The organism is Rhodococcus sp. 06-462-5 (assembly GCF_002258315.1).
Lineage (GTDB): Bacteria > Actinomycetota > Actinomycetes > Mycobacteriales > Mycobacteriaceae > Rhodococcoides.
Genome location: NZ_NOYD01000014.1, coordinates 280,788 through 297,800 on the forward strand (window position 1 = coordinate 280,788; position 17,013 = coordinate 297,800).

General features: G+C 65.6%; 16 protein-coding genes. 7 read left to right on the top strand and 9 right to left on the bottom strand.

The window, feature by feature from the left end; genetic code table 11:
* Nucleotides 1–24: 24 nt before the first annotated feature.
* Nucleotides 25–600 (top strand): YdcF family protein, encoded by a 576-nt coding sequence (locus CH251_RS11165; RefSeq protein WP_094613266.1) that lies wholly within the window; start codon nt 25–27, stop codon nt 598–600.
* Nucleotides 601–610: 10 nt separating this feature from the next.
* On the opposite strand, the gene CH251_RS11170 is transcribed toward CH251_RS11165, so the two are convergent.
* Nucleotides 611–976 (bottom strand): CrcB family protein, encoded by a 366-nt coding sequence (locus CH251_RS11170; RefSeq protein ID WP_143537835.1) that lies wholly within the window; start codon nt 974–976, stop codon nt 611–613.
* On the bottom strand, nt 973–1,362 hold the full coding sequence (locus tag CH251_RS11175; protein ID WP_256978970.1) for a CrcB family protein: 390 nt from the start codon (nt 1,360–1,362) through the stop codon (nt 973–975). The genes CH251_RS11170 and CH251_RS11175 overlap by 4 nt, the downstream gene beginning before the upstream one ends.
* 102 nt (nt 1,363–1,464) lie before the next feature.
* Between CH251_RS11175 and CH251_RS11180 the strand changes: the two genes are divergently transcribed.
* The 3 genes from CH251_RS11180 to CH251_RS11190 are packed head-to-tail and all read left to right on the top strand — an operon-like array spanning nt 1,465 to nt 4,140.
* Nucleotides 1,465–1,845, top strand: coding sequence for an STAS domain-containing protein (locus tag CH251_RS11180; RefSeq protein WP_373454937.1), 381 nt, complete (start codon nt 1,465–1,467; stop codon nt 1,843–1,845).
* A gap of 21 nt (nt 1,846–1,866) precedes the next feature.
* Complete coding sequence (locus CH251_RS11185) at nt 1,867–2,322, top strand: ATP-binding protein (RefSeq protein ID WP_094613269.1); 456 nt, start codon at nt 1,867–1,869, stop codon at nt 2,320–2,322.
* Between the two features lie 30 nt (nt 2,323–2,352).
* Nucleotides 2,353–4,140 carry an ABC transporter ATP-binding protein gene (locus CH251_RS11190; protein ID WP_094613270.1) on the top strand — a complete coding sequence of 596 codons (1,788 nt, stop codon included), beginning with the start codon at nt 2,353–2,355 and terminating at the stop codon, nt 4,138–4,140.
* 17 nt (nt 4,141–4,157) lie between these two features.
* Here CH251_RS11190 and CH251_RS11195 read toward each other — a convergent pair whose 3' ends face one another.
* The gene (locus CH251_RS11195) at nt 4,158–4,538 is read right to left on the bottom strand and encodes a hypothetical protein (RefSeq protein WP_094613271.1); all 381 of its coding nucleotides are present in this window, start codon (nt 4,536–4,538) and stop codon (nt 4,158–4,160) included.
* Nucleotides 4,539–4,628: 90 nt separating this feature from the next.
* Complete coding sequence (locus CH251_RS11200; protein ID WP_094613272.1) at nt 4,629–5,138, bottom strand: low molecular weight phosphatase family protein; 510 nt, start codon at nt 5,136–5,138, stop codon at nt 4,629–4,631.
* 143 nt (nt 5,139–5,281) lie between these two features.
* Between CH251_RS11200 and CH251_RS11205 the strand changes: the two genes are divergently transcribed.
* Nucleotides 5,282–6,643 carry an Hsp70 family protein gene (locus CH251_RS11205; protein WP_094613273.1) on the top strand — a complete coding sequence of 454 codons (1,362 nt, stop codon included), beginning with the start codon at nt 5,282–5,284 and terminating at the stop codon, nt 6,641–6,643.
* A gap of 22 nt (nt 6,644–6,665) precedes the next feature.
* On the opposite strand, the gene CH251_RS11210 is transcribed toward CH251_RS11205, so the two are convergent.
* On the bottom strand, nt 6,666–7,604 hold the full coding sequence (locus CH251_RS11210; RefSeq protein WP_094613274.1) for an endonuclease/exonuclease/phosphatase family protein: 939 nt from the start codon (nt 7,602–7,604) through the stop codon (nt 6,666–6,668).
* Between the two features lie 358 nt (nt 7,605–7,962).
* On the opposite strand from CH251_RS11210, the gene CH251_RS11215 reads away from it, so the two are divergent.
* Nucleotides 7,963–8,967 carry a DUF1839 family protein gene (locus CH251_RS11215; RefSeq protein WP_094613275.1) on the top strand — a complete coding sequence of 335 codons (1,005 nt, stop codon included), beginning with the start codon at nt 7,963–7,965 and terminating at the stop codon, nt 8,965–8,967.
* Nucleotides 8,964–11,369 carry a glycoside hydrolase family 2 protein gene (locus CH251_RS11220; protein ID WP_094613276.1) on the top strand — a complete coding sequence of 802 codons (2,406 nt, stop codon included), beginning with the start codon at nt 8,964–8,966 and terminating at the stop codon, nt 11,367–11,369. The genes CH251_RS11215 and CH251_RS11220 overlap by 4 nt, the downstream gene beginning before the upstream one ends.
* A gap of 73 nt (nt 11,370–11,442) precedes the next feature.
* On the opposite strand, the gene CH251_RS11225 is transcribed toward CH251_RS11220, so the two are convergent.
* The 4 genes from CH251_RS11225 to CH251_RS11240 all read right to left on the bottom strand — a co-directional run bounded on the left by CH251_RS11225 (nt 11,443) and on the right by CH251_RS11240 (nt 16,993).
* The gene (locus CH251_RS11225) at nt 11,443–12,405 is read right to left on the bottom strand and encodes a glycosyltransferase family 2 protein (protein WP_094613277.1); all 963 of its coding nucleotides are present in this window, start codon (nt 12,403–12,405) and stop codon (nt 11,443–11,445) included.
* Complete coding sequence (locus CH251_RS11230) at nt 12,402–13,259, bottom strand: glycosyltransferase family 2 protein (protein ID WP_094613278.1); 858 nt, start codon at nt 13,257–13,259, stop codon at nt 12,402–12,404. The genes CH251_RS11225 and CH251_RS11230 overlap by 4 nt, the downstream gene beginning before the upstream one ends.
* A 214-nt stretch (nt 13,260–13,473) precedes the next feature.
* Nucleotides 13,474–15,726 (bottom strand): hypothetical protein, encoded by a 2,253-nt coding sequence (locus CH251_RS11235; RefSeq protein ID WP_094613279.1) that lies wholly within the window; start codon nt 15,724–15,726, stop codon nt 13,474–13,476.
* Complete coding sequence (locus tag CH251_RS11240) at nt 15,707–16,993, bottom strand: glycosyltransferase family 2 protein (RefSeq protein WP_094613280.1); 1,287 nt, start codon at nt 16,991–16,993, stop codon at nt 15,707–15,709. The genes CH251_RS11235 and CH251_RS11240 overlap by 20 nt, the downstream gene beginning before the upstream one ends.
* Nucleotides 16,994–17,013: the final 20 nt, after the last annotated feature.

The window sequence follows — 17,013 nt, forward strand, 5'->3', positions numbered from 1 at the left end:
GTACACCTTCCCTAACCTGGTGAGGTGTTCCGCGGACGCTTGTTGCTGTTTCTCGCCTTCGCGATCCCTGTTGTCCTGGTGACCGCGATCGGTATCGGCGGTTACGTCGCGTTCACCAAGGCTCGCGTCGATCCGCTGACCACGGCCGACGCCATCGTGGTGCTGGGCGGTGAACACGACGGCCGCGAGGCCTACGGAATCTCGCTCGCCGAGCAGGGTCTGGCGAAGACGGTGGTGCTCTCCGATCCCTACGGATCCAGCGACTCGACCATGAAGAAGGCGTGCGCGACATCCTCACAGAAGTTCGAGGTGCTGTGTATTCCGCCGGTGCCCTCCACCACACGCGGAGAGGCCATCTTCACCCAGGAACTGGCCCGCGAACGCGGCTGGAACCACGTCATCGTCGTCACCTGGCGCTACCACCTACCGCGCGCCCGCTACATCTTCGATCAGTGCTTCGACGGCACGGTCACCATGCGTCCGACGCCACGCTCCTACGACTTCTCCCTCGTCGAATGGGAATTCACCTACCTCTATCAGATCGCCGGATTCGTCAAGGCCGGAGTGCAGGGGCCGTGCGAGGACTCGACGAGCGACTGACGGATCCGAGTCAGAAAATCTTGTGATAGAGCGTGATGCCGGACTTCCACGCCAGGAAGCCGAACATCACCGCGGCGATACCGCCCACCACATTCGCAGCGAAGAACGTTGCAGCGCTGCGATACTGCTGGTTCCGAGTGAGCCGAAGCGTGGCCAGCGCCACCGTGGCCATCGGAGCCACCGAGGCCAGAAATCCGATACCCACGAGCGAACGAAACCGGTCCGGTGGATCGAGCGCGAACACCAATCCCAACGCCGCGCACGCCACCAGATTGAGCGCGGACAACCGTCGCCGAGACCTGATCGCGTGCGCGAACACGAACTGCCCGAGCGCAGCGAGCCCGCCTCCGGCGGCCACCAGAAGCATTGTCGTCATCGAGTGCTTCCCGGTTTGGTGATCGCCGCACCGACAGCCATCGCGACGAGCGCCACCACCGGTGTGGCCAGCAGATAGACAACCGAATTCCAGGCACCGCGATGCGTCACGGCGTGGAATGCGTACAGGCCGAAGGTGGTGAAGCCGCACGCCAGTCCGAACACTCCTGCCCGGGCAACCGGAGCCTGCCGACCCCACAGATACCCCAACGCGGCACCCACGACGAGACATCCGAACACGTTGACTCCGAACGTGCTCACCAGCAGCCACCTCGGCGATGCTCGCCACGTCCAGACCTCGTACCGCAACGCCGCACCGACTGCGCCGCCGACCGTGACGGCAACATATTCGCCGACCGAACGACGGCGAGATCCGCAACGGTTCACGTCAATGCTGTCCCTCGATCACCGAAGCGAGCCTAACGGGAGTCGGGCCACTCGGCTGAGTGGAAGAAAGTCGGCCGGGGTGAGCCGGGGTAAAGTCGGCGTGTGACTGCGGAAGACGCGGGCCTCGGGCCCCAACACTTCGACGTGATTGTGGAATGGCGTGATCAGGACGTCGTTCTGGCTGTATCCGGCGAACTGGATCTGGTGACTGCTCCTGATCTGTCCGAGTCGGTTGCTCTCGTGCTGGAGAAATCGCCGACGGCGGTGGTGATCGACCTCAGTGATGTGGGATTTCTCGCCTCCGCGGGCATGTCTCTGTTGGCGTCGACGCATCAGCAACTCGGCGGCGAGGCCGGGTTTGCGGTGGTCGCGGATGGTCCGGCCACCGGTCGTCCCCTCACTCTCGTCGGTTTGGACGAGGTGTTCGGAATCTATGCAACGGTCGACGAAGCATTCGTTGCAATTCATGCGGGTAGATCCTGAACTTTTGGGTAGACGGGATTCATGATGGCGACTCTCTTCGGAGGTGACGACTCACGTACCGACAGTTCGATCTCGACGGCAGGTGCGCGAATGGAAGAACTGCTGTTCACCGGCGAACCTGCTGATGCGGATCGAGCGTCGGAGCTTCGTCGTGAGCTCGGTGACTGGTTGGGCAAGGTGGGCGTCGACCCCGATCGTGCGTACGACGTGGTGTTGGCCACGTACGAGGCGATAGCGAACAGCGTCGAGCACGCGTATCGAGACCACACCGATCGCGGGACACTCGACATTCGGGTCTCGCGCGCGGCGGAGGGGCGGATAGAAGTGAAGGTGACCGATCGCGGGGACTGGGCATCGCACAACTCCGATCCCAACCGCGGGCGCGGTGTGCCGCTGATGCGAGCGCTGGCCGACAGTGCAGCCGTCACCTCGGACCAGAACGGTACGACCGTGCACATGATCTGGGACGCGAGCTAGACCGACCGTCCTATCCGGCACACTGGTGCCATGGTCGACGTGCAGATCGCTACAGCCGAGAAGAAGAAGATAACGGTTCCGAACCTGCGCGTGCTCTGGCAGTTCGTCCGGCCGCACCGTCGGACCCTGTCGCTGGGCCTGACCCTCGGTCTCATCGGCACCGGAGCCGCTCTGGCGACACCGATGGTCGCCAAAGGAGTGCTCGACGGCCTCGGCACCGACGCATCCCTGATCCAGCCGGTGCTGATTCTGGTCGGTCTGCTCGTGGTGGGCTCGCTTGTTCTGTATCTGCAATGGATCGTGCTGGGGGTCCTGGCCGAACGCGTGGTCCTCGACGCCCGTAAATCCATCGTGCGCAAGTACTTCGGTGCCACCGTGGGAAGTCTGGGCACTAGGCCCACCGGAGAACTCGTCACCCGGGTCACCTCCGACACCGTTCTGCTGCGCGAGGCCACGTCGAATGCGTTGGTGGCCATCGTCAACAGTGTGGTCGGCCTCGTCGGCGCACTGATACTCATGGCCGTGCTGGATCTGGTACTGCTCGGCGCGATCGCCGCGGCCATCATTGCGATCGCAGTTCTGTTCGCACGCCTGATGCCTCCGATCGCCGTCGCGCAGCGGCAATCCCAGGAAGCGGTGGGCCGCCTCGGCGGAATTCTCGACGGCACGCTGCGGGCCATCCGTACCGTCAAGTCCAGCAGGGCCGAGGCCCGCGAATCGGAGCGAGTCATCTCCGAGGCGCGAATCTCCGCCCAGCACAGTGTCAGAGCGGTCAAGATCTCCGCATTGGCGTGGACGTTCGCCGGAGGCGGAGTGCAGTTGGCGATCATCGGAATCCTCGGTCTCGGCGGCTATCGCGTCAGTACCGGGGCATTGGCCGTGTCCAGCCTGATCGCGTTTCTGCTGTACGCATTCCAGGTGATGGGCCCGGTGTCCACACTGGCCACGAACATCACCGCACTGCAGGCCGGAATGGCCGCGGCTGCCCGCATTCGCCAGATCGACGACCTGGTCACCGAAACGGGTGAGACAGGCTCCGTGCGGTCGGAGAAGACTCGAGCGCCCGCTCCGGCTCTCGAATTCCGGAGCGTCACAGCACGATACGCGCCAGGTAGGGAGCCGGCCGTACGCGGAATGGACCTCGCGGTGCCCGCGCGCGGACACACCGCGATCGTCGGCCCGTCGGGCGCGGGCAAGACCAGCGTCTTCTCGTTGATCCTGCGCTTCCTGACGCCCGAGGCCGGCGAGATCAGGCTCGGCGGAACCCCGTACGACGAGCTGACCATCGACGAAGTACGAGCCCGGCTGTCCTACGTGGAGCAGGAGACACCGGTGCTTCCCGGCTCGATCCGCGAGAACCTACTGTTCAGCCATCCCGAGGCCAGCGAGGCCGACATCTGGGCGGCGCTCGAGTCGGTGCATCTGGACTCGGCGATCCGCGCGCTCGACGAAGGGCTGGACACCGACCTGATCGGATCGACCGTCTCCGGTGGGCAGCGTCAACGAATTGCGTTGGCCAGGGCCATCGTTCGTCGTCCGGAAATTCTCCTGCTCGACGAGGCAACCGCTCAGGTCGACGGCCGCACCGAGGCGGCAATCCACGAGGTGATCCGATCGATCGCGGCCGACTCGGCTGTGGTGACCATCGCGCACAGGTTGTCCACCGTGCTCGACGCCGACACGATCCTCGTGATGGAGGACGGAGTGGTTCGCGCCAGGGGCACGCACTCCGAGCTCATGAACACCGACTCGCTCTACCGAGAACTTGTGGCCGCGTTGCGAATCGGTGACAACACGGCGCTGACGAAGCCCGCCTGACGACACCCGGCCGGGGCCTAGGGACCGGCGTCGGATTCGGTTTCCGTTGTGCTGCTTTCCTCGTCCGACTCGTCCTCCGAGGTGGTGGTGGTCGTGCGGTCCGAGGACGGGGTTCGGCGAGGGCTTCGCGTCGTGGACTCGGGCCGATCCGGAGTCGTCGTCGTGGGGCGAGCAGTAGTGGGTACCGCGACCTGCCACGTGGGCGACGGCGGGACGATGACGATCGTCGAGGTCGGCGTCGACTCGACCGAACTCAGGCTGTCCGACTTCAGAGCGGGCGGACGAACGGTCTGGCTCGAGTCGTCGAACGCGCCACCGAGAGCGCCGATGGTCAAGCCCACTGCGACTGCCAGTCCGGCGCTCGCCACTGCTGCCGACGCGATGACCTTGTCGCGCATGCACAGACCCTAACGCCGTGGCCGGACCCGGATGGTCGGCAATGATGCGAGAACGTTACCTCAGCGAGCGGCGCGGTGAGAGGTGGACGGTCACTGCGTCGACAACCGCAGAACATGGGGGAGAGTCTCCGCGATCAACTCCCCGGCCTGCTCGTAGACCGAGTGCTCGCGCCGATACGGATCGCCGATGTCGAGGGTGTCGACACGGTGCACCGCCCGTGCGTCGGCCAGGGTCGCAACGGAGTGCGCGCCCGACGCGGCGGCGAGACCGGCCGCCTCGAGCAGCGTGAAGGTGCGACGCATCTGCCGCGGTGCAAGTGCCAGGACGGCGTCGCGATGCGCCGCCGTCATCGTCAGAACGAGGTCGGCGTCGGCAGCGATCGCGGGCGTGAGGCGTCGGGCAACGAAACCGTCCGGGTCGCCGCCGAGCTGCGTCAGCACCGTCGCAGCCGTCGGGTCCATGGCGTGTCCGGTCAAGCCCTGCGTTCCGGCGCTGCTCGCGGTCAGCTCGAACCCGCCCTCGAGCGCGAATGCGGCCGCGAGTCGCTCGGCTGTGGGCGATCGGCAGATGTTCCCGGTGCAGACGAACAGAACGCGCATGCCCGCAACTGTAGTGCTGTGGTCGGCTCCTGCACTGTGCACCGCGGGACGCGCTACAGTGAGCCATTGGCAGGGGGATCGAGACTCGTTCGTGACATCCAGTCTCGGCGTGTGTTCACGGGGAAGTCGACCGAAGGCAGGTAATGACCGAAGTTCTCGGTGTGTCGGTGGGGGCCAGTGCCGTGCGCATGGCTCGTCCCGACGCACGCCCTCAGGATTCGGGTCGCCTCGACTTCCACCACGACACCGTCGACGCCTACTGGGACCGCGCGGAGGAACTGGCCGCCGAATCGATCGGCGTCGTGCTTTCGCAGCCGGGCGACGGTGGACCGGTGCAAGCGACAGGCGTTGCGTATCGAGACCAGCAGCAGTTCGGCGAGATCCAGCAGGCGATGGCGAGTCAGCGGCTCTACAACTACCGACTGGTTCCCGAGGCGCGAGCAGCGTTGCAGTACCTCGAGGCGTCGGGCGAGCTGGGACACTTCGGCACCATCGCTCTCTACGATCTCGGCAGCTCAGGATTGACGATCAGTGTGATCGACCGCGGTACCGGGCAGGTGCTGCTCGCCGAGCGCACCATCGACATCAGCGGTGACGATTTCGATCGGCTCATTTCCGACAATCAGCTCGCCAAACAGGGCGTCGACATTGCCGACAACCAGGAACTGAGCGAGTTCACCGCGCGGTGCCGCGTGGCCAAGGAACAGCTGTCGACCAGCGGCGCGGTATGTCTTCCCGGTGACGGCGGCGTGATCCTGATCTCGCGCGAGGCGTTCGAGTCTCTGGTGACCGTCCCCATCGAGTACTCGGCGCGGTTGGTGCGTGACGTGATCGGTCGTTCACCCAAGCACGTCGACGCTCTCTTCCTCATCGGCGGTGGAGCACGTATTCCGCTGGTGGAATCGATTCTCAGCGCGTGGATCGGCCTGCCCGTCGTGACCCCGGCGAACCCGGAATCGGTGGCCGCACGCGGCGCCGCGCTGCTGGCGACTCCGGTGGCCGATGCACCTCGTCAACCGAGCCCGCAGCCGGGCGTTCGGCAGTCTCCGTCCGATCCCGCATCGTTGACCGGGGCTCCGGACTGGTTGAGCCCCGAGCCCGCTGCCGACAAGCCCGCCGACTCCAAGCGCAAGGTGCGCGGCGCCGTGCTCGTCGGAGGTGGCCTCGTTGCGATCGCTGCCCTCGGGTTGTCCCTCGGGTACGGCGGTAGTTCCACGGAACCGACGAGTGCACCGGCCGAGACGAGCGCACCTGTCACTGCAGAGCCCACGACGCCGAGGACGAGCGCGCCGCCCACCACCACCGCAGCACCCACTACCACTGTGCCGCCGACCACCGAGGCAGCTCAGGCCCCGGCCCGAACGTATTCCGAGCCGGAATACGTCCCGCCCGCCGCGCCTGCTCCTGCGCCGGCCCCAGCGCCACTGATTCCCGGCCTGCCGCAGATCCAGTTGCCGCAGATCCAGCTTCCGCCCGCACCGGTGATCGAGTTGCCACGCTTCTAGCAGGCGTCGACGGACGCCCGGTTCAGGGCAGCTGCAACTCCGCGAGAACCGCCAGGTGATCGCTCTCCGGGATCGCCAAGGGCTCGACCGACCGAGCACGAACGTTCTCACTCGTCACCACATGGTCCAGACGCGCGAGCGGACGCTCCGACGGGAACGTGCGGAACAGGCCCGCGCCTGCCCCGTCGGCCGCGTCGGAGAACGGGGACGATGCCAACGTGCGGAACTGCCGGTGGTCGTTGGTGGCGTTGAAATCGCCCGCTACCAGCACAGTGCCCTGGTAGGTCTCCATGATCGACCGCATCCTGGCCAGGTCGGCTGCCCATTCGGTGGTGTGGCGCGGTGTGGCCGGAGACATCGCGTGGAACGAGACGACGGTCAGATCCTGCCCGTCGACGGTGGTTTTCGCCTGGACCGGTACGAATCCGAAGTTGTCGAGGCGTGTGCCGTCGGTCAGCGGGGTGCGGCTCCACAGCCCGGTGCCATCGGCCACCGGGAGCGCAGCGGTGAAGGAGAAGGGCAGTAGGTCGTCGATGCCCGCGTCCTGTAGATCGGTCACTTCCTCCGGGGTCAGTTCCTGGACCGCGAGAATGTCGACGTCGTTGCTGCGCACCGCGTCGACGATGGACGCGGCGTCGGCGTCGCCGTGCGCAACGTTGATCGTCAGGACCGACAGTTCCGGGCCGGTGTTGTCCGGGCCGTCGGCGAGGAACATCGGCACCTGAACCCCGACCACCGCGATGGTGACCAGAACTGCGACGGCCGATCCGATGCGCGAGTGCGCTGCGGCGAACAGCAGCACGGCGACGATCGAGACGATGCCGAGGTACGGAGCCCCGACGACTAAAGCTACAAACGTGATCTCCGTCACACCTACCTGGCGAACGAGGAACATTCCGAATGCGGCTGCGAGCAGAGCCCAGCCGATGACCAGCGCTGCGCTGGATGCGAAACGGCGCATCGCGCTTGTGCCTCCTATTGCGTGCCCCAGTTGGGCATGGATGTGTCAGGTGTTGTCTACACTCGGCATGTGCCCAGCTCAGAGCCATTGTGCAAGTGCCATCACGAACAAGCTGCGCACCAGCATTACCGGCGCGGAACCGACTGCTCGCTCTGCGATTGCCCCCGTTATCGGGGGCAGGTATCGCTGCTGTCGAGGTGGTGGTCCCGCAAGTAGTTCGTCCGGGCAAAAACAATCCTACCGTCCGATCGAATGCGAAGAACAAACCGATTCGTTAGGATTAGGGGCCTGGATACAGGCAATACGGACAAATGCGGCTCGGGGACCGTCCGACATTCGATCCGGTAGGAGAGGCTTCATGTCGAACGATGCAGTGCTGGACAGGCTCGGGACCAGCCTACGAGTCCTCGAACTCGACCCCATCAGTTACCGACCGCACCCGATACACAACCACGACCGCATCTGGACCGAAACCAACTGCTACGTCGACCTGTGGATCGAAGTTCTGCACTCGTTCGGTGCAGATCCCACTCCTGCTCTCGCCTTCGTGCTGAGCGCCGGCTGCGACGGGCGACAGTGGGACTTCGTGAAGATCGCGCCCGAGGACCTGCGCACCCTGTACGGCATCGGCGTCGCCGAGATGAACGTGTGGCGTCCTGTGCTCGAGCACGTCGTCGAAGGCCTGGAAGACGGCATCCACGTCACCGTGGAGGTCGACGGCTTCTGGCTGCCCGACACCGCGGGGACCAGCTACCGCAATCAGCACACCAAGACCACCATCGTGCCCAACCTCGTCGATCGCGACGGAAAGGTAATGGGGTACTTCCACAATCGCGGCTACTTCGAGCTCACCGGGGCCGATTTCGACGGGATCTTCAATCTCGCACCGGAACCGCACGCCGAAGTGCTGCTGCCGTACGTCGAGCAGATCAGAGTGGACTCCACGGTTCTCGACGCCGGTTTCGACGGCCGTGACCTCGATGTCGCTCGCGCACACCTGGCCCGCCGTGCTCCGGGCAACCCGGTAGATGCGCTGGCCCGCCGCATCGTCGCCGACATCCCGCTCGTGCAGACCGCGGGACCCGACGCCTTCCATCTGTGGTCGTTCGGCCTGCTCCGGCAATTCGGCGCCACCGCAGAACTCGCTGCCAACTACGTGCAGTACCTCGAGGGCAGAGGCGTGACGGGTGCCGCCGCGGCCGCTCCGCATTTCCTCGACGCCGCCTCCGGTGCCAAGGCCGTCCAGTTCCGGATGGCGCGCGCCGCACGTGGCCGGGATGTGGTGCTCGACGAGCCGCTGATCGAGATGAGCAAGAACTGGACGGCGGCCATGGACATCGTTGCAGGTGCATTGAGCACGTGATCGATCTGCTCGACGGCGCTCGGTGGCGGTTGGCCCGCACCGACGCCGGTTCCGTACTCGACCCCGGCGACCTCCGCGGCGATCTCGACTGGATCGACGCGGTGGTGCCGGGCACGGTCGCCACCGCGCTCGGAGACTCGCTCGCGGTGAATCCGGACGATCACGACTGGTGGTTCGTCGCCGATGTGTCCACCGGTGACCATCGCCGGGTGCGAGTTGGATTCGGCGGCATCGCCACCCGTGCCCAGATCTGGATCGATGGCGTCCATCGCAGAACCGTGACGTCGATGTTCGTTCCCGAGACTCTCGAACTGACGGACTGCGGTGACGCCGTCACCATCGCCGTCCACGTCGAATCGCTGACGGCACATCTGAAGACTCGACGCCCACGAGGTCGGTGGCGATCGTCGCTGATCGCCGCACAGGGGCTCAGGCACGAGCGGACGACGATGCTCGGACGAGCACCCGTGTACGGGCCCCTTCCGGTACCCGTCGGACTATGGCGCCCGGTGTCGATGACGGTGATCCCCGACGTACGTCGCGTCGACCTGTCGACTGCGGTATCGGGTACGGACGGCATCGTCACACTGCGCGCCGACCTGGATGCTCCACGGGTGGCTCGAATCATCATCGACGACAACGTCTTCGAGCTCGGAACCGTCGAGCGCATCGAACGGTCGGTGACGCTACCCGACGTCGAACTCTGGTGGCCCCACACACACGGCCGACCGCGAACGTATCGCGTCGCGCTCGAGATCGACGGCATCGTGCATCCCATGGGCGTCGTCGGCTTCCGAACGGTGGAACTGGATCGCGCGGCGGGCGGCGCGCAACTCGTGGTCAACGGCCAGACCGTCTTCTGCCGCGGAGGAACGTGGACCCCGCTGGACCCGGTGCGGTTGTGGTCGCCGGAGCCCGATCTACGGGAGGCACTCGAGGGGCTCCGATCGGCGGGCCTGAACATGGTGCGCGTCGTCGGCACCCTGGTGTACGAGCAGCCCGAATTCTGGTCTCTGTGTGCAGAACTGGGCATCATGGTGTGGCAGGACGTCATGTTCGGCACCATCGACCCGCCCACCGACGACACCTACACCGCGGCGGTCACCCGCGAGCTCGACGCGTTCGCCGAGACCGTCTCGGCCAACCCTGCCCTGGTGGTCGTCAGCGGCGGAAGCGAGACTCAGCAGCAACCCACGATGTTGGGTCTCGCAGCCGACGATCAGCGAATGGTGATGCTGGACAGCATGATTCCCGAATTTCTGGCAGATCGACTGCCCGCGGTGACTTATGTGACATCGAGCCCGTCCAGTGCTCGGGGCGAGTTGCACACGCATGTGGGCGACGGCATCGCGCACTACTTCGGGGTGGGTGGATACCTCCGGCCACTGTCCGACATCCGTACTGCCGGAGTGCGTTTCGCGGCAGAGTGCCTGGCCTTCGCTGTCCCCCCGGAACAGGCGCAGGTGGAGAAATTCTTCGGGGCCGCCGCCGTCGCCGGGCATCACCCGGACTGGAAGGCCGCCGTCCCACGTGACCGTGGCTCGTCCTGGGATTTCGAGGACGTGCGAGATCACTACGTACGCGCGATCTTCGGCGTCGACCCACACCTGATCCGCCGGGACGACGCAGAGCTGTACCTCGATTACGGTCGGGCCGCGATCGTCGAAGCGTTCACCGAAGCGTTCGGCCACTGGCGTCGCGCATCCTCGGGGTGCGGCGGAGCCCTCGTGTTGACGCTACGAGACACCGTACCCGGCGCAGGCTGGGGCATCGTCGATACCGCCGGTGTACCCAAGGCGCCCTTCTACGCGTTGGCGCGGGCAAGCGCCCCGGTGGCACTGCTGTTGTCCGACAACGGACTCGACGGCTATTGGGTGGAACTGGTCAACGACGGACCGGCGCGCTCGGGCAGTATCCGGGTGGTGTTGCACGCCGCTCGCGGCAGTCACGAGTTCGAACGCACGGTGAACGCCCCGGCGAACGGATCCATTGCACTGACGGTGGATTCCATCGTCGGCACCTTCACCGACGTGAACCATGCCTACCGCTTCGGCAGTCGAACCTACTCCGCCGTCACAGTCCTGTTCCTGGACGACGACGGCGTGGAGGTGACACGAACCACCGCACTCGTCGGCGCGCAGAGCCGTCAGAACACGGTGGGATTGGTCGCCGGTGTCGTCGAAACGATTTCGGGGAACTGGGAACTGACAGTCCGGTCCGACTGGCCGGCACAGTACGTCTGCGTCGACATCGACGGATTCGAGGTGTCGGACTCGTGGTTCCACCTGGCACCGAACGAACCTCGTACGCTGACTCTCGTGAGCCGAGGGCCAGCCGCGCCGCGCGGCCACGTTCGAGCACTGAACTCGGTGGAGCGGGCCTCGGTGGCACCGAGGTCGTGAGCAGCCTGGGTCGTGAGCAGAAATTCGTAGTGGACTACGAATTCAGTCCATGGCCCAAGCCGTGCACGTGCCGCTAGCGGCTCGTGCTGAGTTTACCTCGGGCATAGCCGATTCCGGCTGCACCGACACTTGCCACCACGGCCATCGCACCCCACGCGCGTGCCGGGTTGCCGCGCGCAGCGGCGCTGGTCTCTCGGCCGACCGCACGAGGCAGGATCTTGGCGGTGTAGGCCCGCTCGGAGGACAATGCGTCCTCGGCCCCGATCAACCGGGCGATGGCGGCCTTGGACACGCCCTCGGCGTAGCTGCGCGTGATCAGGTAGCGCGGACGAGTGCGGTCGGCACTGACCGTGTGATCGACGACGATCGAAGGATCGAACACGATCTGCGCGTCCGGATACGTCTGGCGTAGACGGATGCACAATTCCGTCTCCTCGCAGCCGAGGGGGACACGTCCGATCCGGCCGATGCCGGAGACGAATCCGCCGAGTGCGACGACGGTCTCACGGCGGAACGACATGTTCGCGCCCATGAGATTGCGGACCTGAGCGGTTTCCGTTGGCTGCCCGCGGTAGGTGCACCCGACGACCCAATCGAGTTCGCCGGGTTCACCCACTACCTCGGCCGGTAAGAAGGCCGGACGTTTGTCCGGCCATACCGGGTATGCAGAGCCCCCAACGGCGTACACGGCATCGTCCGAGTAATGGGACAGAATGGCTCCGAGCCATTCCGTGGTGCGCGGTGAAGCGTCGTCGTCCAGGAAGACGACGATCTCACCGGTCGCAATATCGAGCGAGGTGTTTCGCGCTCCGGACAGGCCGCGAGGGTGGTTGTTCTCCACCACGTTCACGGTCCGGTGCAGCGGCGAGAACTCGTCGCGTGCGCGTTCGGCCAGTTGCGCATTGTGATCGATGACGATGATCAGTTCGTCGGCAGGCACGTCCTGATCGAGGACGGCCGTCACGGCGGCCCGGAGTTCGGACCATCGAGCCAACGTGTATGCGCAGATGACTACCGAGGAAGTCGGCAGACTCACGCCGTCTTCTCGCGGAGTTCGAGAACCTCGTTGTACGACTCCAGTGCCTCGAACTCGAGGTCCATGTCGGTACGGGCGTCGATCGACTCTCGCAGCGGGCGAACGATGGACTTGCGCTTGATCCTGCGGGCACGCATGCGCTCGGTCATCAGGGTGCGCAGCACCCGGAAACCGTCCGAGAACGTGCGCAGATTGCTCTGGCCGTAGATGCGGGCCAGCTCGACGCTCGGCACTTCCTCGATGCGCACGGACGCCTCGGCGAAGCGGCAGTTGATGATGGTCTCGATCTCGAAACCGTCGCCCCAGAGCATCATGCCCTCGGCACCCGGCTGATCGACGACGGGCAGGTCGAGGACCGGCACCAGATCGCGCCAGAAGGCGTTGTAGCCGTAGCAGAGATCGGAGAAGCGAGTTCCGAAGAGCGTGTTGGCCACGAGATGCAGGCCACCGTTGCCGGCGCGACGCAGCGGCGTGATGTCGTGGCTGCCGCCACCCTCGCAGAACCGGCTGCCCTTGGCGAAGTCGGCACCGGCGATCAAGGCGTCGACGAAGCGCGGGATCTCGGCAGCGTCGGCTGAACCGTCGGCGTCGAACATGACGATGATGTCGCCGGTAGCGGCCTCGAAGCCGCAGGCGAGCGCATTGCCCTTGCCCTTGCGGGTCTGCTTGATGATGCGAATGTCACCGCGAATCTCGCGTGCCGCGTCGATGGTGCCGTCGACGGATCCACCGTCGACCAGCACGAGCTCGTAGTCGTGAGAGAGCAGGGGGAGGACGTGACGAAGGTTCGCGGCCTCGTTGAGCGTCGGGATGACGACACTGACGCGGGGATTCTGACGATTCAACATATCCATTCCACATGGGTCGAGTGCGATGGGCAGATGTCTCCGAGCTCCGTGAATCGACCCCCGCCGCATCCACAGACAGTGTCCCGACGTTCGTTCTGAAGCGTAAGAACCTGTTTCCTTTGACTGAAAGCAAGCTTAAAAGAAGCTGCGGGTTTGTCAAGCTACAAACAAACCAACTGGGAGATTGTTTGGAGATTCACGTCATAGTTTGTGAACCGAATCAACGAGATCGGTACTGGTAGACGATCGTGTCGGCGTCCTGGTACCGCACCGACCACGCCGAATTGGTGGCGAGCCACTGCCGGAAACGGGCGACCGCATCGTCGGCGACGAACCCGTAGTACTGCATCGCCTCGAGCGACTGACGGGTGAGAACCATGTAGGTGGGTGTGTCGCTGATCGACGCGTTGTAGTCGATCTGGCCGAGCTTCTCGGGCGTGGGGAAGCCTTCCATGTACTCGGGGCCCAGCGCGTAGAGCGGGACGTCCCAGTATTCGTTGGCCTCGGTCAGTCGTCCGTAGTCCGACGTCGACCGGGCCGGGTAGCCCGAGGAGTACAGCATCGTGACCGAGGTGCCGGACGGCGACTGCGCGGCCACCGCTCGGGCGTCGTCGATCTGTGCGCGATGTTCGAGCACGATCGGCCACAGGCCGAAGTAGCTCTGCAAGCCCAGCACGGCACAGCTGATGGCACCTGCCGTGGCGACCGCAACCGAGGTCCGGGCGGTGAGCCTGCGGGCCCGGGACGGGCGATCCTGGGAAGGCTTGCGATCGAACAGCGCCAGGAACAGTGGCGTGATCAACAGCACGCAGCCGGGTATCGCGTACAGGTACACCCGGAAGATCGCCTCACCGCCGTAGCTCTGGCCGGCGAGCAGCATGATCGATCCGAATGCCATCACCATCGGAGCCCAGAACGTCTTCTTGGTACGCCAGGCGTAGATCGCCGAGACGAATGCCAGCACGAACACCCCACCGGACAGTGCACGGCACACCAGGGACGTGATCTGTTTGCCGAGCACGCCCTCCGCCTCGACGTTGCTGGCGGCGTTCTGCACGGGGTCGAACCCCTGGAAGAGTCCGTACGGTGCCACGATCGGCAGTCGCGGATACAGGTATCCCAGCAGGATGATGCCGAGCGGAATCATCAACCACCACGGCTTGGCTCGTCGCGTCACCAGCAGTACGCCGGTGACGGCCATCAGCCAGTACGGCGTCAGCTGGTGGGTAGGGACCAGTGCCGCGAACGGAATGATCGACACGTACGCCGCGGCCCTGGTGAGTGTCGAGGACATCAACAGCGCCAGGAAGCCCACGGCGAGCAGTACGGCCCACGCCTGCGGTGAGTAGTAGTCCTGGCCCACCCAGTTGATGACCTCGGCGAGCATCGCCGCCGTGATCGCTGCGCGTTTGTCGAACTTCATGACCCGCGCGAGTCCGTAGACGGCCGCTGCGAGCACCACGTGGATCATCGGCGCGAACACGTGCGCCAGAGCCAGCGTGTCGTATCCGGTGACGTGCTGGAACCAGGCCGAGACGAGGAAGAAGCTGGGCCACTCGCTGTAGATGTCGACGCCGCTCGGAGCCAGCCGGTTGAGATCGAGCACGAACTCGGTGACGGCGACGTGCTTGTACGTCCAGTCGTAGATCGGGGCGGAGGTGACGAGGGTGACGGTGAATCGCTGCACCACGATGGCCAGGCCGATGGCGACCAGCATGGTGCGCAGCTGATGACGCCGCAGCGCGATCAGGAACCCCGCCATGATCAGAACCATGCACAGCACCAGTCCCGGGCCGGTTCCGGCGGTCAACAGTCCGAACTGCGAGTACGTCGCGCGCTCGAGACCCGGCAACAGCGGCAGCCACAGAAAGAACGCCAACGCCAGAATCAGGGCGGCGACGTTGCGTCGCAACGTCTCACGGTCGGTCAGGACGAATCGCACGGAGGCGAGGGCCGACGTTCGCGACGACGGAGCGACGACCTCGCGTGCCCGCGAGATCCACACCGGCAGGTCGGGACGGCCGTGCTTGCGGTACCAGAGCACCGAGGACCCGATCAGGGCCAGACACAGCCACAACGTCCACATCCGGGGCGACCAGCGGTATCCCCACATCGCCGCCGACACCATCAGTGTCACCACCGAGATGCTCAGAATCGGCAGGGCAGCAGGAACCGCGGTGCGCGGGATACGCACCCACGACAGAATCGCGGCACCCGGTCCGAAGAACAGCAGAACCGTCAGAAGCGCGACGCGAACCAGCGTCGGCAGCGCGATCATCGAGGCCAGACCGGACAGTGCGGCGAGAACGCTGATGTCGGAGTAGCGCAATCGGCTACCCGCGCGCCGCCGCGTGCCTGCAGCGGAGTCGGAGGTGCCGACGGGCCAGTCGACGGTCCAATCGGACGGAACGAACAGCTTGTGCCGCAGATCCGCGATGGACCGGTATCCGGAATCAGTCGAGGACTGGCTCACGGCTCACCCCCGCCAGAGGAGTGCGCTCGCGACCTTCGCGCCTGCTGCGCCGGATGGCCGCCGGACCTTTGGCGATGGACAGCAGTTCCATCCGGCCGATGCCGTCCGGCAGGTCGGCAGCGAGATCGTCGGGAGGGGAGGCCACCTTGCTCATCTTGGCGGACAACCGAATCGCACTGCCGAGTCGGCGGACGGCCACCGTGGCGGCCAGCGTCGCCGATCTGCGGTCGGTCGCGACCGTGTACAGCCACGCGCCGAGCCCGAGCCCGTACCCGCGCGCCTGCACCGCCAACGCCTCGGAATCGGCGCGGTGACGGTGCCACACGATGGCCGCAGGCTCGTACACCAGCTTGTCGCCGGCCATCAAGACCCGGAAGAACATGTCGAGGTCCTCACCGCCGTTGGTCGGAGATCCCACTCCCAGTGCCTCGTCGAAGCCTCCCAGATCGAACATCCGCCCGCGGTCGACCGCGAAATTGGCTCCGGTTCCGTACATCCCGACCTGGAACGGAAACAGTGGCACGTCGGCCGGTGGATTCTTCAGGTCGTACACCCGAGGCGTCACCGAACTCGCCCACCCGACACGGCGATCGAAGTACGCCTGCGCCTGAGTTCTGATCTCCCCACTCGGCACGATGCCGGACACACACGTCACCCGATCGGCCCGCCCGAAGCCGCGCGCGATGCTCCGCAACCACCTTGCGTCCACGGCGACGTCGTCGTCGGTGAAGGCGACGATGTCGTGTCGCGCCGCCCGCAACCCCGTGTTCCTGGCCCTCGACAGTCCAGCCGTCGGCTCGGACACGACGCGGACGCGGGGGTCGCCCAGCCCGCGAACGTACTGCTGCGTGGCATCGGTCGGGGACGCGTTGTCGACGACGACCACCTCGAAGTCGGGGTAGTCCAGAGCGAACACCGAGGCGAGCGCGCCCTTCAGATGGTCCACTCGGTCGCGGGTGCAGATCACCACGGTGATCGGCGGCAACGCGCGTTCGGCGTCGGGCAGAGCGTCGGGCATCGGAACCTGCGCGAGCGACATCGCCGCCCGTCGCGCGTCTTCGGCCGCGACCGCGCCGTCGACGACATCGAGTTCGACGAAACCGAGCGGGTCCAGTCCGCGGCGGATCAACAGCCGGGCACGACGGTAACCGTCGGAATCGTCGAGGGTGAGAAACTCCGGAAAATCCTGCTCCAGGTCGATGTCACCGATCCACACGGCACCGTCCCATTCGGGAGACTGGAGTCTGGGGAGCGCGGGAGGTAACACGGGGAGGGTCCTTTCGGGGT

What these genes read in the sequence shown, in the direction of transcription:
- CH251_RS11195 (WP_094613271.1), bottom strand. Translation starts at nt 4,538, where the DNA reads ATGCGCGACAAGGTCATCGCGTCGGCAGCAGTGGCGAGCGCCGGACTG.
- CH251_RS11170 (WP_143537835.1), bottom strand. Translation starts at nt 976, where the DNA reads ATGACGACAATGCTTCTGGTGGCCGCCGGAGGCGGGCTCGCTGCGCTC.
- CH251_RS11190 (WP_094613270.1), top strand. Translation starts at nt 2,353, where the DNA reads ATGGTCGACGTGCAGATCGCTACAGCCGAGAAGAAGAAGATAACGGTT.
- CH251_RS11185 (WP_094613269.1), top strand. Translation starts at nt 1,867, where the DNA reads ATGATGGCGACTCTCTTCGGAGGTGACGACTCACGTACCGACAGTTCG.
- CH251_RS11210 (WP_094613274.1), bottom strand. Translation starts at nt 7,604, where the DNA reads ATGCGCCGTTTCGCATCCAGCGCAGCGCTGGTCATCGGCTGGGCTCTG.
- CH251_RS11200 (WP_094613272.1), bottom strand. Translation starts at nt 5,138, where the DNA reads ATGCGCGTTCTGTTCGTCTGCACCGGGAACATCTGCCGATCGCCCACA.
- CH251_RS11230 (WP_094613278.1), bottom strand. Translation starts at nt 13,259, where the DNA reads ATGGATATGTTGAATCGTCAGAATCCCCGCGTCAGTGTCGTCATCCCG.
- CH251_RS11205 (WP_094613273.1), top strand. Translation starts at nt 5,282, where the DNA reads ATGACCGAAGTTCTCGGTGTGTCGGTGGGGGCCAGTGCCGTGCGCATG.
- CH251_RS11215 (WP_094613275.1), top strand. Translation starts at nt 7,963, where the DNA reads ATGTCGAACGATGCAGTGCTGGACAGGCTCGGGACCAGCCTACGAGTC.